This is a genomic window from Stenotrophomonas sp. STEN023 (assembly GCF_056760135.1).
In genome coordinates this window covers 1-12706 of record NZ_JBRREF010000116.1, presented here as the reverse complement: position 1 = coordinate 12706, position 12706 = coordinate 1, and the positions used below count along the sequence as shown (strand labels likewise).

Sequence of the window (12706 nt, the reverse complement as noted above, 5' to 3'; positions counted from 1 at the left end):
GGCGGGGGGGGGGCCAGGGGGGGGCGGACCACATTATGGTGGGGGGTTTTGTTTTATTTTTAGTATCACGCGGGGGGGCCGAGGGGGCGCGCGCCCCCCCCCCCACCCCCCCCCCCCCCGCCGTTTTGTTTGGTGCCGGGGGGGGGGGCGCGGGGGGGTGGGGCCCGCCCCCGCCAACGCATGTCCAGCGAAGAGCCAGACCCGATGAACAAACCCTATCGCATGCGCGTCCGGCAACGGCGCGCGACCTCGAATGGCAGGCAGGCCGCATGAACCTGTGGCTGGGACTCGCCGGCACCTTGGCCGGCACCATTGGCGGGCTGCTGCTGTATGTCGCTTCGCCACAGCAACAGCTGCGTGCCGCCGGACCGTGGCCGACGCGGCATGCATGGTGGCCGGGCACCTTGCTGGTGCTGCTGTCGCTATTGGCACTGTGGCCGCTGCTGGCGCCGCTGGAGGCAATCGCCAGTTGGTTGGTGTTGCTGATGCTGGTGTGGTCGCTCGCCCCATTCCTCGGCGCGTGGCGCGCACGCGTGCGTGCGGGGCGGTCGGCATGAGCACGACGAAACCGCGGCTGGAGAGTCGCCACTGGTTCGGCAAAACCTGCGCTGGCGTGGTGCTGGGCTTTGGCCTGGCCCTGGCGCTGTCGGGCCTGTTCGCGTGGCTGGGCCCTGACGGCATCAATGCAGGCGGCGGCAAGAACCAGTTCAATATGTGGCTGATGGCACCGATCTGGGCGACGGTGCTGTCCTTCGTCTACCTGTTCCGCGACAGCCTGCGTGCCTGGCTGTGGTTGGGTGCGGCCAATGCGCTGGCCTTCGCCGCGCTGTGGCTGGTGCGTGGAGTGATGTCATGAAGGCGCTCGAATGAAGATCCGCAGCGACATCATCAAGGTCTACAAGGATGTGCATATCTGGATCGGCATCGTCAGCGGGCTGATGCTGTTCATCGCCTTCTATGCCGGCTCGGTCACCATGTTCGAGAAGCCGCTGGAACGCTGGGCGACGCCGCCTTCCACGCTGTCGGCGGCACCATCGCTGCAGCAGGCCGACGCGCTGGTGGCCGCGGTGCTGGCCGAACACCCCAAGGCGGCATCGCGCTACTTCGTGTCGGTGCGTCCGCATGCCGATCAACCGGCGCGGGTGTACTGGCAGGAGCGCGCACCCGGCCAGGGCCGTCGCCAGTTCACCGAGTACGGCGCCAGCTTCGCCGCCGATGGCAGCCTGCAGGTTGCACAGGCGCGCAAGGCCGCGGTGGCGCAGCTGGTGGATACATTGCACCAGTTGGTTGGCCTGCCATTCCCGGACAAGATCGCACGGCCGATCATGGGCGCGGTGGCGATGGCGTATGCGGTCGCCCTGGTATCGGGCCTGATCGTGTTGCTGATCACCTTGCGCAAGGATGTGTTCGCGCTGCGCATCGGCAAGAACATCAAGCGCATGTGGCTGGATGCACACAACGCCTTGGGGCTGTTCAGCCTGCCGTTCCACATCGTCATCGCGCTGACCAGCGTGGTGTTCGCCTTCCACGACCAGTTCTACGATGCGCAAGGAGCGGTGGTGTATCCGCAAGGCATCGAGTGGAGCGAGGAGCACGCCGAAGCGCCGACCGGAGCTGCGGTGTTACCCGCTGCCGAGCTGCTACGCCGGGTCGAGCAGCAATTGCCTGGTTTCGAGGTGCAGAGCTTCGGCTTCCAGAGCAAGGACGGCCATGTCGAAGCAACGGTGACCGGCCTGGATATCCGGCATGGCACGCGTGCACGCGTATATGCCAGCACCCATCTGGATCCGTATAGCGGTGAGGTCGATGCGCATGACCTGCCTGGCCACATGGATGGCTGGAACGGCGCGGTCAATGCCTTCTTCGCGCTGCATTTCGGCAGCTTCGGCGGCAACCCGGTGCGTTGGTTGTACCTGCTGATGGGCCTGGCCGGCGCGGCGCTGTTCTACACCGGCAACCTGCTGTGGGTGGAATCGCGCCGACGCAAGCGCAAGGGTGCGGAAACACCGGTGCAGAAGCGTTCGGCCTGGGTGTTGGCCTGCCTGACGGTGGGTGTGTCGCTGGGTTGCGTGGCCGGCATATCGGCCAGCATCGCCGCGACCAAATGGCTGCCGTCGCTGGTCACCGATCTGAAGGCCTGGCACACCGGCATCTACTATGCGGTATTCGTTGCCGCCATCGCCTGGGCATTCCTGCGCGGTGCGCCGCGTGCCGCGGTGGAGCTGCTGTGGTTGAGTGCGCTGTGTACGTTGGCGATTCCACTGTCCAGCCTTGCAGGTGCCGTAGGAATCGGTGGTAGCTGGTACCACGCAGGCAGCTGGCCGGTCGACCTGACCGCACTGCTGTCAGTGCCGGTGATGCTATACATCGCGCACCGCAGCCGACTGCGCATGCAGCAGGGCCATGCCGACAGCGTATGGTCGCAAGCTGGTGCCGAACCATGCTCGGCAGAGGCCGTGCCGGGAACGCCTTTGTAGGAGCGGCGTCAGCCGCGAAGCTGGCAATGCTGCAATCACCGGTGTATCTGCGAGCTGACGGATTGTCAGCTTCGCGGCTGATGCCGCTCCTACAACCGCTGATGGGCTACGGGTGACGCCCCTGCCGAGCATGGCTCGGCACTACCCTCACTTCGCGTGGCGCTTCATCAGCTCCAGCACTACCTCGGCTTCCTGCGCGCGCTTGGCCGGGTCCTTTTCCGCGACCACATGGTCGTTGAGGTGGCCAGCCATCACCTCCAGCATCAGCCCATGCATCGCGCCTTTGGCGGCGGCGATCTGCACCAGCACACCGTCGCAGTCGTCGCCGTTTTCCAGTGCTTGTTCCAGGGCCGCCACCTGGCCGGCGATGCGGCGTACCCGGGTCAGCAGCTTCTTCTTGTCGCGTTGGATATGAGCCATGGCTGGCATCATATACCCCTTGGGGGTATAGAATCACGCCATCTGTCTCCCAATCCACCGCCATGCAACTCGACGCACTCGCCCAATCCCGCCGCCACAGCCACGCCTTCAGCGATGGCAATCCGATGGCGGAGCAGAACACCCGTCGCGCGATGGTGCTGACCGTGGTGATGATGGTGGTGGAGATCACCGGCGGCTGGTGGTTCAACTCGATGGCGGTGTTGGCCGATGGCTGGCATATGAGCTCGCATGCCTTGGCGCTCGGCTTGGCGGCGTTCGCCTATGCCTGTGCCCGGCGTTACCGCGATGACCCGCGCTTTGCCTTCGGCACCTGGAAGATCGAAATCCTGGCGGGGTTCACCAGTGCGATCCTGTTGTTGGGGGTGGCGGCGATCATGGCGTTCGAGTCGATCCTGCGCGTGTTCAAACCCAGCCCCATCCATTACCAGCAGGCCATTGTGATCGCGGTGGTCGGCTTGGCGGTCAACCTGCTGTGTGCGTGGTGGTTGCGCGATCAACATCATCATCATGGCCACGATCATGGGCATGACCACCACCCACATGGCGCTCACCACCATCACCACGATTTGAACCAGCGCTCGGCCTATCTGCATGTATTGGCTGACGCGGCGACCTCGGTGCTGGCGATCATTGCCCTGCTCGGCGGTCTGTATTTCGGCGCGTCCTGGTTGGACCCGCTGATGGGCATCGTCGGCGCAGTGCTGGTATCGGTATGGGCCTGGGGTTTGATCAGGCAGACCAGTGGCGTGCTGCTGGATGCGCAGATGGACGCACCAGTGGTGGCCGAGATCCGCGAGGCGGTGGAGCAGGGCGAGGTGCCCGCGCACATCAGTGACCTGCATGTCTGGCAGGTTGGCCGTGGTCGCTATGCCTGCGCGATGGAGGTGGTGACCGAAACCGTGGTGGCGCCGGAAGTGTTCCATCGCGCCTTGGCGATCCACGAGGAGATCGTGCACGTGACGGTTGAGGTGCGCAGTGCCGAGCCATGCTCGGCAGCGGCGTTACCGGGAACCCAGCTGTAGGAGCGGCATCAGCCGCGAAGCTGGCACTGCTGCAATGACCGATGTGTCTGCAACCTGAGGGTCCTTCAGCTTCGCGGCTGATGCCGCTCCCACAAGCGCTGATGGATTGCGGGTCACGCCATTGCCGAGCATGGCTCGGCACTACAGCGCTCGGTGGCGCTAGATCACCCGCAGGGTGATCGCCTTCAACACCGCGCGGGTGCGGTCGCGGGTGTCGAGCTTGTCGAGGATGGTCGACACATAGTTCTTCACCGTGCCTTCGGCCAGGAACAGGCTGCCGGCTATCTCGCGGTTGCTGTAGCCACCGGCCATCAACCGCAGTACCGCGACTTCCTTCTGGCTGAACAACTCCTTGGGCGCGTCATCGGCGTGGTAGCGATAACGCTGTCGCACCGCGTCGGTGCTTACCGGCTGCAACAAGGTCTGCCCGGCGATGGCGCGGCCGATGGCGTCATGCAAGTCTTCCGGTGCCGCATCCTTCAGCAGGAAGCCCTGCGCACCGGCCTCGGTGGCACGCAACAGCAGATCACTCTCGTCGAAGGTGGTCAGGAACACGCACGGTGTTTGATCGCCGCGTTCGCGCAGGGCCTTCAAGGCCTGGATGCCGTCCATGCCCGGCATGCGGATGTCCGACAGGATCAGCTGCACCGGCTGCTGCGCGATCTGTTCTAGCAGGGCATCGCCGCTGTCGGCCTCGAACACGATGGTGATGCCGAGCTGCTGCAGCAGGGCGCGCAGGCCGGCGCGGATCAGGGCCTGGTCGTCGACCAGGGCAATGCGCGGGGAATCGTTCATGCCGGCAATTCCACACGAATCTGCAGGGCACCGGAAGCGGCGCGTTGCAGTTGCAGGCTGCCGCCTTGTTCGTCCACGCGTTCGCGCATGCCGGTCAGGCCATTGCCGGCACGGGGTTCGCCGCGCAACTGGCCATCGTCTTCCATAGCCAGCAACAAGCGCCCATCGCGGCGTTGCAGGGCAACCTGCAGGACCTTGGCATCGCTGTGGCGGGCACTGTTGGTCAGCGCCTCCTGCACGCAGCGCAGCAGGGTTTCGGCCTTGGCGGTATCGCTGACCTGTACGTCGTCATCCAACTGCAGCTGCAGGCGCGGGCGCGGCAAAGGTGCAGCCAGCGCGTGCAGGGCGGTGTCCATGTCGAGCTGGCCGCTGTCACGCAGGCAATGCACCACCGCGCGGATATCGCCGAGCAGATCGGCGGACAGCTGCTCGCACAAGGCCAGCTCGGGCGCGGCATCGGCGCGCGCCGCGAGTGCGCGCAGGTGCAGGCGTAGTGCGGTGAGTTTGTGCCCGGCCACATCATGCAGCTCACGCGACAGGCGCAGCCGTTCCATGTCGCGGGATCTCTCAGCGAGCAGGGCGCGGGTGGCCAGCAGGTCGGCATTGACCAGCGCCAGCCGGTCGCGCGCCTGCTCGGCGCTGCTGGCGTAGTGGGTGGTAAGCATGGCGAAGGCCTGGAAGCCGGCGAAGATCAGCACCACCGCAGCGGGGTGGCTGTGCACGTCGCGCAGTACCAGGTACATGCCCAGGTTGGTTACCAGCATCACCGCCAGTGCGATGCGCAGCGGCCAGCTCATCGCCACCTGTGCCGCCAGCATCACCAACAGCGCCGGGGCCACGCCACTGCTCGCGGCCAGGCGGATCACCGCCAATGCCGCAACGGCTTCGATCACCAACAGCACGCTGCGCTGTGGCGCAGGGCGGTCGTAGCTGGCGGCGAGCAGGAAGGCGATCAGGAACAGCAGCGCACAGCCCCAGCGCAGCGCGAACTGCTCGGCGGAGCCATACGGCAGGGTCACCGCGACGGCCAGCCAGGTCAGCAGGCCGGCGAGATTAAGCGGGTGCAGCAGCCTGTGCCAGCGCGAACGGGGAGTGATTTCCATGCCCGCATGCTGGTGGGCGCACGCGCCTTCGACAAGGGGGTAACTGCAGAAAGTGACTTCTGGCAGGGTCCGGCAGTGACCGGCGCGACTGCCATGCGCGCGCCCGTGCGCGCACGCTTTGCACAGGCCATCGCACTTCGCCGGCCGTCACTGGAGAGCCCCAATGCCCGGATATTCCCTGATCGTCGCGCTGCATGTGCTGGCCGGCGTGGTCGCCCTGGTCGGCTTCTGGTCGGCGGCGTTCATGAAGAAAGGCTCGCCCCGGCATCGCGCGTTGGGCAAGGTGTATCTGGTAGCGATGGCGGTGATTGTGGTTACCGCGCTGCCGATCACCCTCCAGTACGCATTCTTCCGCCAGCAGCCGCTGTCGGCGCTGTTCCTGGCCTATCTGATGGCGATCACCGGCAACGCGACCTGGTTGGCGTGGCGCGCGGTTACCGACAAGCGCGACTGGAAGCAGCTGGTGGCGCGCCCGGGCTGGCATCTGGCGCTGTGGCCGATGGTGATCCTGGCGCTGGTGGTGGTCGGCACCGGTATCCAGCACCGCCAGCCCTTGTTCCTTGGGTTCTCGTCGATCGGCCTGTGGGTGGGCTGGCGCATGCTGAAGTTCGCCCGCCGTGGCCCGTCGCGTCCGGACTGGGCATTCCGCCAGCACTACCAGTCGATCCTGGGTGCCGGCATCGCCACCCACGTGGCCTTCCTCGGCATCGGCATGCGTCCGCTGTGGCAGTGGCTGCACAGCCACACCACGGTGCCGGCGCTGCTGATTGAGTTGTTCCCGTGGGCGGCGCCGTTGCTGGTGGCGGTGCTGGTTGGCGTCTACCTGGACCGCAAGTACGGCGGTCGGCGGGTCGCCAAGACTGCAGCGGTCAAGCCGCTGCAGTGAGCCGGCGCGCAGGGGCGGCCAAGGCGGGCAGCGCTGCGACGCTCGACCCGTGTTGGGCTCGGCTCAGGCCGCGGCCTCCGCGGCCCGCACCGCCGGCGCGGTGAGATCCACGCTGTGCCTGCCATCCACGCCATAGGGAATGTCACCGGCGACCGTGACCCGGCGTACCAGCCGATGCTGGTCGCCATAGTCATTGATGGCGTAATGCTGGGTGGCACGGTTGTCCCAGATCGCCACATCGCCCTGCGTCCAGCGCCAGCGCACGGTGTTCTCCAGCCGATGCACGTGGCCTTCCAGCAGACTCAGCAGGTGTGCAGAGTCGGTGCTTGAATGGCCGAGCAGGCGCTTCACGAAATGGCCAAGCACCAGGCTGCGTTCGCCGGTCTGCGGATGCACGCGCACCACCGGGTGCTCGGCTTCGTACAACCGGCGCACGAATACTTCCTTGTAGCGCTTGAGGCGCTCATCGCTGCTGTCGGCAGGCAGCAGCGTGGCCGCATAGTCGAAGTCGTTGCCGTGCACCGCGCGCAAGCGCTCGGCCAGCGACTTCAGTTCGGCGGGCAGTCGTTCATAGGCAGCCACCGTATTGGCCCAGACCGTGTCGCCACCATAGGGCGGGATCACCACCGCGCGCAGGATCGACACCTGCGGATAGGCGACTTCGAAGGTCACGTCGGTATGCCAGGAGTTGGCACGGCCACCATGACGGGAGTCGAGCTCCAGTAGCTGCGTGCCTTCCTTCGACGGCACCGTGGGGTGCGCAACCAGTGGTCCCCAGAGACGGGCAAAGGCTTGTTGTTGCGCATCGTCCAGGTGCTGCTGGTCGCGGAAGAACAGCACCTTGTGCTCGAGCAATGCGGCCTTGATGGCGGCAGCCTGAGCTGTGCTCAATGCGGCTGAGAGTCGCAGGCCGCGTACTTCGGCACCGATGTTGCCGGCGACCTTGACGATGTCCAGTGTGGCGTCCTGGTCGCCCTGTGCGGGTGCTGTTGAAAAACGGATGGCATTCATCGGGACTCCTGCTTGGGCTGACATCAGCAGTCTGTGAGCTCTCGCCCCAGGCGACAAAGTAGCCATTGGCAACTGCTGATGCCGGCTGTGCCTGAGGCATGCAGGCTATATCGCGCTTACCGAAGTGCATTGCATTCGACGTGTGCATGCGAGGGCGCTGCCTGCGTGCAGCGCTGGCGACGCAGCTCAGGCTTCAGCACGCTGCTGATCGGCTGGCGCCGGGTGCTGCAATACGCGTTGCAGGATGCGCTGCTCGATAGCCGCGCAGGCGGGGTCACCTGGTACACGTGGACGTGGCAGTGCAACGGCTTCATCAAGCGCGATGCAGCCGTCTTCGATCAGGATCACCCTGTCGGCCAGCATCACGGCTTCCTGCGCGTCATGGGTGACCAGCAGGGCGGTAAAGCCGTGCAGCTGCCAGAGACTTTCAATCAGCTGATGCATCTCGATGCGGGTAAGCGCATCCAGCGCGCCCAGTGGCTCATCCAGCAACAGCAGGCGTGGGCGGTGCAGCAATGCACGCGCAAGGGCGACCCGCTGCCGTTGCCCGCCAGAAAGACGCGCCGGCCATTCGTCGGCACGCTCTGCCAGGCCAACCTGGGCCAATACCCGCGGTGCGTGTGCGCGGGCGTCATCGGTCAGGCCCAAACCGATGTTCTCAAGCACGCTGCGCCATGGCAGTAGACGTGGCTCCTGGAACATGACGCGTATATCCGCGTGCAGCCCGTTCAATGGCGTGCCGTCGATGCGGATGGAGCCCGTGCTGACCGGCTCAAGCCCGGCAATCAGCCGCAGCAGCGTGCTCTTGCCACAGCCACTGCGGCCAACCACGGCGACAAACTGGCCGGGGCAGATATCGAGCTGGGTGTTGCGCAGGACATCGCGCCTGCCGTAATGCTTGTGCAGGCTGTGCAATTGCAGCTGTGCACCGGTGGTGGGTGGTTGCTCACTCATGTGCTGTCAGCGCTCTGGTAGCCGGGATGCCAGCGCAGGCAGTGACGCTCCAGCCCGCGCGCGAACAGGTCGGCGAGCTTGCCCAGCAAGGCGTAGAGCAGGATGCCGACCAGTATGATGTCGGTCTGCAGGAACTCGCGGGCATTCATCGTCAGGTAGCCGATGCCGGCCTGTGCCGAGATGGTTTCGGCGACTATCAGCACCACCCACATCAATCCCAATGAAAAACGCAGGCCGACCAGGATCGACGACAGCGCGCCCGGCAAGATCACCTCGCGGTACAGCTGCCAGCGGCTCAGCCCATAACTGCGCCCCATCTCGACCAACTGCGGATCGACGTTGCGGATGCCGTGGAAGGTATTGAGGTAGATCGGGAAGAACACCGCCACCGAAATCAGCAGCAGCTTGGCCGCCTCGCCGATGCCGAACCACAGGATCACCAGTGGTATCAGCGCCAGCGCGGGGATGTTGCGCAGCATCTGCAGGGTAGCGTCGAGCAGGGCCTCGAACAGGCGCAACGAGCCGGTCAGCAGTCCGAGCGCGAGCCCGGCACCACCACCGATCAGCAGGCCAAGCAAGGCGCGCGCGCCACTCACGCGCAGATGTGTCCATAGCTCGCCCGATGCGGCCAGCATCCACATGGCGTTGAGCACATCCCATGGCGCCGGCAGCACCCGCGCGCTGAGCCAGCCCAGATTGGAAGCGAGCTGCCAGCTGGCGATCAATGCGCTCGGCAACAGCCAGGGCAATAGCCGCGTACCGAAGGCACGCAGGAATCTGGCAGCCAGGCGAGTTCGTGTAGTGGCCGATACCACCGTTGTCGGCTCGAATGCGGACGCGCTCATGGTTGGGCTTGACGCGGTGCTGTCGAGACCACGCGCCGCCGCGAACGGAATCCGCGCATCAGCGGAGCTCGCCGACGATGGCATCAAGCACCTTGATCCGTCGCGGAATCAACTTGAGCGCGAAGAAGCTGTCGGCAACCTGTTGCTGCTCGGCGAGGATCGCGCGGGTGATCGGTCCGGTGCCGTAGCTGGTGCGCGTCTCCGCCAGCTCGGATACCGGCAATGACAGTCCCCACAAGGCGGCCAGCTCGGCCGCCAATGCGCTGCGATTGTGCGCCGCCCATTGGTCGATCCTGTTGATTTCCTCAACGGCGATCGCAAGGATGTCGGCGTGACGGGTTGCATAGTCCAGCGATGAAAAATAGTAGGCGCGGTTGCTGACCACGTCGCGTGCGTCGACCAGCACCCGCACATCCAGTGTTTTCTGTGCAGCGGCCAGCAGCGGATCCCAGATCACCCAGGCATCGACCGCGCCATGCTCGAAGGCGGCGCGTGCATCGGCGGCGGGCAGGAACACCAGATTCAGATCGCTATAGGCGAGCCCATGTTTCTCGAACAGTTTGACGATGAAATAGTGGACGTTGGAGCCCTTGTTGAGCGCGATCCTTTTGCCCTTGAGATCGGCGACACGGGTGATGGGCGAGTCCCCGGGCACCACGACCGCTTCGGCGCGCGGCCGCGGCACCGTTGCCGCGACATAGGCCAGCGATGCGCCTGCAGCCTGGGCAAAAATGGGCGGCGCCTCGCCGACATCGCCAAAGTCGATGGCGCCGGCATTCAGGGCTTCCAGCTGCATTGGCCCGGCCGGGAACTCGGTCCAGGTCAGCTGCACGCCAAGCGGTGCCAGCCGCTTCTCCAGGGTGCCGCGGCTTTTGAGCAGGCTCAGATAGCCTTTCTGGTGACCGATGCGGAACTGCCGTGCAGGTGTGCGCAGCAGCGCGGCAAGCGTGGGCAGACCGATCGCCGCCACGGCGGCACCTTGCAGTAGATGCCGGCGGGAGAGCAGGGGGTTGGGCATGCGTGGGCCTATCGAATGCGGGAAGAACGATGGGGCGCTGGTGATGTGGCGATTGGCATCGCTCCTGCAGGAGCGGCTAGCTCGCACATACACAGCGGGAGATCCCTTGGCTTGCATTCTCAAGCGACGATGGCGGTACCGGAACCTGCGATTCTTCAGTTGCTGATAACCAAGCCGACTGGAAAGTCGTGTTTATGTCAGATGCGATGGCGCCGCGTGTGGCGCACCTTCGTGACAACTCGGCTTTCGCATTTGATCTTTGGGTTTTGTGGGAGCGGCGTCAGCCGCGAAGCTTGCGTTGCTGAAGTCATCAGTGTCTCTGTCACCTGATGATGTATCTGCTTCGCGGCTCACGCCGCTCCCACAAAATCACCCGGCGTAGCACCGGGTGGGTTTACGGCGTGCATGCAAAGAAGCCGCCCATGGGCGGCTTCTTCTGTTCTGGTAAAACGGTCTGGCCTAGACGTCGCCGCCGTCTGCCCAACCTTCGCCGTTGCCGCGCTGGAATACCGTGTCCCCGGCCTGCACATCGCCCGCCGGCAGATGCTCGGCATCGGCGAGACGCGCGTAGATCGGAGTGAAGTCCGGCTCGGTCGCGGCCATCAACTGCTCGAAGCCGTCGATGACGAAGTAACTCTTCTGGAAGGTATCGATGCGGTAGCGGGTGCGCATGATCCGCTCCAGATCAAAACCAATCCGGTTCGGTGCGGCCGACTCCAGCGAGTACAGCGACTCACCCTTGGACGACACGATGCCGGCGCCGTAGATGCGCAGGCCATCGGCGGTATTGATCAGGCCGAACTCCACCGTGTACCAGTACAGGCGGGTCAGGTTCTGCAGCGCATCCGGGCCGATCGCATGCGCCTTGACACCACCACGGCCGTAAGCGGCCATGTAGTCGGCGAACACCGGGTTCATCAGCAGCGGCACATGCCCGAACAGGTCGTGGAACAGATCGGGTTCTGCGATGTAATCGATCTGGTCCGGGCGGCGGATCCACCAGGTCACCGGGAAGCGGCGGTTGGCCAGGTGGTCGAAGAAATCGAGCTCGGGCAGCAGGCCTTCCACGCCCACCAGGGTCCAGCCGGTGGCCGCGCCCAGCACTTCGTTGAGTTGGTCGAAGCGCGGAATCATGTGCTCGCTCATGCCCATCTCGTCCTGGGCATCGAGGAATTCCTGGCAGGCACGGCCGACCAGCAGCTCGCGCTGGCGCTGGTACAAGGTGCTCCAGGTGGCATGGTCGTCGGCGCTGTAGCCGTCCCAGGGCTGCTCCACCACGGCGGTGGTATAGACCGGCACGTAACCCTTGTCGGTCTGCTGGTGTTCGACGCGGCGCGGGTTGGCTTCCATGGCGGCAGCTCCTGAAGGGAATAGATAACCGCATGGTAGGAAGCCTGCCGCGCAACAGGTGTGCGTAATTGCGCTGGCAACCGGTTCTAACGCAATATTGTTGCGTCACTTCAATGCTGCGGAGCAACAAAGATGGCTTCGGTGAATCTTGATCGCACGGATCTGCGGCTTCTGGTCGAAATACAGCAGCATGGCCGCGCCACCAATGCCGAACTCGCGGCACGGGTGAATCTGTCAGCGTCGGCCTGCCTGCGGCGGGTGCAGCGGCTGGAAGCGGAGGGGGTGATCGCCGGTTATGGCGCACGCCTGGAGCCGCGTGCGATCGGGCTGGGCCTGCAGGCCTTCGTGCGCGTGCAGCTGTCCAAGCATGGGCAGGCGGCGATTGATCACTTCGTGCAGGCGGTGCAGCTCTGGGACGAAGTGGTGGCCTGCCATGCACTGACTGGCGACATGGACTATCTGCTGCAGGTCTACGTACGCGACCTGGATCACTTCTCGGAATTCCTGCTCGACAAGCTGCTCAACGCAGCCGGCGTGGCCGACGTCAACTCCAGCTTCGTGCTGCGCACGGTGAAGGAGTTCCGCGCCCTGCCGCTGTCGCAGCTGGGGCGCTGAGGAAGCGCCCCAGCGGCAGCTTGAAGCCCCTCTCCCGTGTACGGGAGAGGGGTTGGGGTGAGGGCGCTCTATGCTTCAGGTTGTGGGGGGGGCGGAAGCCACCCAGCAGACAAAAAGAAGCCTAAACAACTTAGCCGCGGAAAGCCCCCCCCCCAAAAAAAAAAAAAAAAACCCCCCCCGGGGTGAACA

At 65.0% G+C, this 12706-nt stretch carries 14 protein-coding genes; 6 read left to right on the top strand and 8 right to left on the bottom strand.

Annotated elements, in window-relative coordinates; genetic code table 11:
* Positions 1–269 precede the first annotated feature (269 nt).
* The 3 genes from ACVOLV_RS20745 to ACVOLV_RS20735 are packed head-to-tail and all read left to right on the top strand — an operon-like array spanning position 270 to position 2477.
* Positions 270–557, top strand: coding sequence for a hypothetical protein (locus ACVOLV_RS20745; RefSeq protein WP_481556013.1), 288 nt, complete (start codon positions 270–272; stop codon positions 555–557).
* Positions 554–856: a hypothetical protein gene (locus ACVOLV_RS20740; RefSeq protein WP_481556012.1), complete on the top strand. Its 303-nt coding sequence runs from the start codon at positions 554–556 to the stop codon at positions 854–856. The genes ACVOLV_RS20745 and ACVOLV_RS20740 overlap by 4 nt, the downstream gene beginning before the upstream one ends.
* 10 nt (positions 857–866) lie before the next feature.
* Complete coding sequence (locus ACVOLV_RS20735) at positions 867–2477, top strand: PepSY-associated TM helix domain-containing protein (protein ID WP_481556011.1); 1611 nt, start codon at positions 867–869, stop codon at positions 2475–2477.
* Positions 2478–2624: 147 nt separating this feature from the next.
* On the opposite strand, the gene ACVOLV_RS20730 is transcribed toward ACVOLV_RS20735, so the two are convergent.
* Complete coding sequence (locus tag ACVOLV_RS20730; RefSeq protein ID WP_481556010.1) at positions 2625–2897, bottom strand: metal/formaldehyde-sensitive transcriptional repressor; 273 nt, start codon at positions 2895–2897, stop codon at positions 2625–2627.
* 62 nt (positions 2898–2959) lie between these two features.
* On the opposite strand from ACVOLV_RS20730, the gene dmeF reads away from it, so the two are divergent.
* Entirely contained in the window at positions 2960–3940 is a 981-nt protein-coding gene (gene dmeF / locus ACVOLV_RS20725) for a CDF family Co(II)/Ni(II) efflux transporter DmeF (protein ID WP_481556009.1), read from the top strand.
* 159 nt (positions 3941–4099) lie between these two features.
* Here the strand turns inward: dmeF and ACVOLV_RS20720 are convergent, their stop codons facing one another.
* Both ACVOLV_RS20720 and ACVOLV_RS20715 read right to left on the bottom strand, forming a co-directional pair.
* Positions 4100–4735: a response regulator transcription factor gene (locus ACVOLV_RS20720; protein WP_282271898.1), complete on the bottom strand. Its 636-nt coding sequence runs from the start codon at positions 4733–4735 to the stop codon at positions 4100–4102.
* Positions 4732–5838, bottom strand: a complete 1107-nt coding sequence (locus tag ACVOLV_RS20715; protein ID WP_481556008.1) for a sensor histidine kinase — start codon at positions 5836–5838, stop codon at positions 4732–4734. Before ACVOLV_RS20715 ends, ACVOLV_RS20720 begins: the two co-directional genes overlap by 4 nt.
* Before the next feature lie 163 nt (positions 5839–6001).
* Here ACVOLV_RS20715 and ACVOLV_RS20710 point away from each other — a divergent pair, with 163 nt between their 5' ends.
* The gene (locus tag ACVOLV_RS20710; RefSeq protein WP_481556007.1) at positions 6002–6724 is read left to right on the top strand and encodes a DUF2306 domain-containing protein; all 723 of its coding nucleotides are present in this window, start codon (positions 6002–6004) and stop codon (positions 6722–6724) included.
* 63 nt (positions 6725–6787) lie between these two features.
* On the opposite strand, the gene ACVOLV_RS20705 is transcribed toward ACVOLV_RS20710, so the two are convergent.
* The 5 genes from ACVOLV_RS20705 to phhA all read right to left on the bottom strand — a co-directional run bounded on the left by ACVOLV_RS20705 (position 6788) and on the right by phhA (position 11902).
* On the bottom strand, positions 6788–7735 hold the full coding sequence (locus tag ACVOLV_RS20705) for a TauD/TfdA dioxygenase family protein (protein WP_481556006.1): 948 nt from the start codon (positions 7733–7735) through the stop codon (positions 6788–6790).
* A 186-nt stretch (positions 7736–7921) separates the two neighbouring features.
* Positions 7922–8689, bottom strand: a complete 768-nt coding sequence (locus tag ACVOLV_RS20700; protein WP_481556005.1) for an ATP-binding cassette domain-containing protein — start codon at positions 8687–8689, stop codon at positions 7922–7924.
* Complete coding sequence (gene ssuC / locus ACVOLV_RS20695) at positions 8686–9534, bottom strand: aliphatic sulfonate ABC transporter permease SsuC (RefSeq protein ID WP_481556004.1); 849 nt, start codon at positions 9532–9534, stop codon at positions 8686–8688. Before ssuC ends, ACVOLV_RS20700 begins: the two co-directional genes overlap by 4 nt.
* Positions 9535–9592: 58 nt before the next feature.
* Positions 9593–10552, bottom strand: coding sequence for an aliphatic sulfonate ABC transporter substrate-binding protein (locus ACVOLV_RS20690; RefSeq protein ID WP_481556003.1), 960 nt, complete (start codon positions 10550–10552; stop codon positions 9593–9595).
* Positions 10553–11011: 459 nt separating this feature from the next.
* Positions 11012–11902 carry a phenylalanine 4-monooxygenase gene (phhA, locus tag ACVOLV_RS20685; RefSeq protein WP_481556002.1) on the bottom strand — a complete coding sequence of 297 codons (891 nt, stop codon included), beginning with the start codon at positions 11900–11902 and terminating at the stop codon, positions 11012–11014.
* A 132-nt stretch (positions 11903–12034) separates the two neighbouring features.
* On the opposite strand from phhA, the gene ACVOLV_RS20680 reads away from it, so the two are divergent.
* Positions 12035–12517: an Lrp/AsnC family transcriptional regulator gene (locus tag ACVOLV_RS20680; protein ID WP_313319863.1), complete on the top strand. Its 483-nt coding sequence runs from the start codon at positions 12035–12037 to the stop codon at positions 12515–12517.
* Positions 12518–12706: the final 189 nt, after the last annotated feature.

Bases quoted from the DNA above. Each gene is read 5' to 3' on its own strand.
- ACVOLV_RS20730 (WP_481556010.1), bottom strand. From the start codon at position 2,897: ATGGCTCATATCCAACGCGACAAGAAGAAGCTGCTGACCCGGGTACGC.
- ACVOLV_RS20700 (WP_481556005.1), bottom strand. From the start codon at position 8,689: ATGAGTGAGCAACCACCCACCACCGGTGCACAGCTGCAATTGCACAGC.
- ACVOLV_RS20705 (WP_481556006.1), bottom strand. From the start codon at position 7,735: ATGAATGCCATCCGTTTTTCAACAGCACCCGCACAGGGCGACCAGGAC.
- ACVOLV_RS20745 (WP_481556013.1), top strand. From the start codon at position 270: ATGAACCTGTGGCTGGGACTCGCCGGCACCTTGGCCGGCACCATTGGC.
- ACVOLV_RS20735 (WP_481556011.1), top strand. From the start codon at position 867: ATGAAGATCCGCAGCGACATCATCAAGGTCTACAAGGATGTGCATATC.
- ssuC (WP_481556004.1), bottom strand. From the start codon at position 9,534: ATGAGCGCGTCCGCATTCGAGCCGACAACGGTGGTATCGGCCACTACA.
- ACVOLV_RS20715 (WP_481556008.1), bottom strand. From the start codon at position 5,838: ATGGAAATCACTCCCCGTTCGCGCTGGCACAGGCTGCTGCACCCGCTT.
- ACVOLV_RS20710 (WP_481556007.1), top strand. From the start codon at position 6,002: ATGCCCGGATATTCCCTGATCGTCGCGCTGCATGTGCTGGCCGGCGTG.
- ACVOLV_RS20680 (WP_313319863.1), top strand. From the start codon at position 12,035: ATGGCTTCGGTGAATCTTGATCGCACGGATCTGCGGCTTCTGGTCGAA.
- dmeF (WP_481556009.1), top strand. From the start codon at position 2,960: ATGCAACTCGACGCACTCGCCCAATCCCGCCGCCACAGCCACGCCTTC.
- ACVOLV_RS20690 (WP_481556003.1), bottom strand. From the start codon at position 10,552: ATGCCCAACCCCCTGCTCTCCCGCCGGCATCTACTGCAAGGTGCCGCC.
- phhA (WP_481556002.1), bottom strand. From the start codon at position 11,902: ATGGAAGCCAACCCGCGCCGCGTCGAACACCAGCAGACCGACAAGGGT.
- ACVOLV_RS20740 (WP_481556012.1), top strand. From the start codon at position 554: ATGAGCACGACGAAACCGCGGCTGGAGAGTCGCCACTGGTTCGGCAAA.
- ACVOLV_RS20720 (WP_282271898.1), bottom strand. From the start codon at position 4,735: ATGAACGATTCCCCGCGCATTGCCCTGGTCGACGACCAGGCCCTGATC.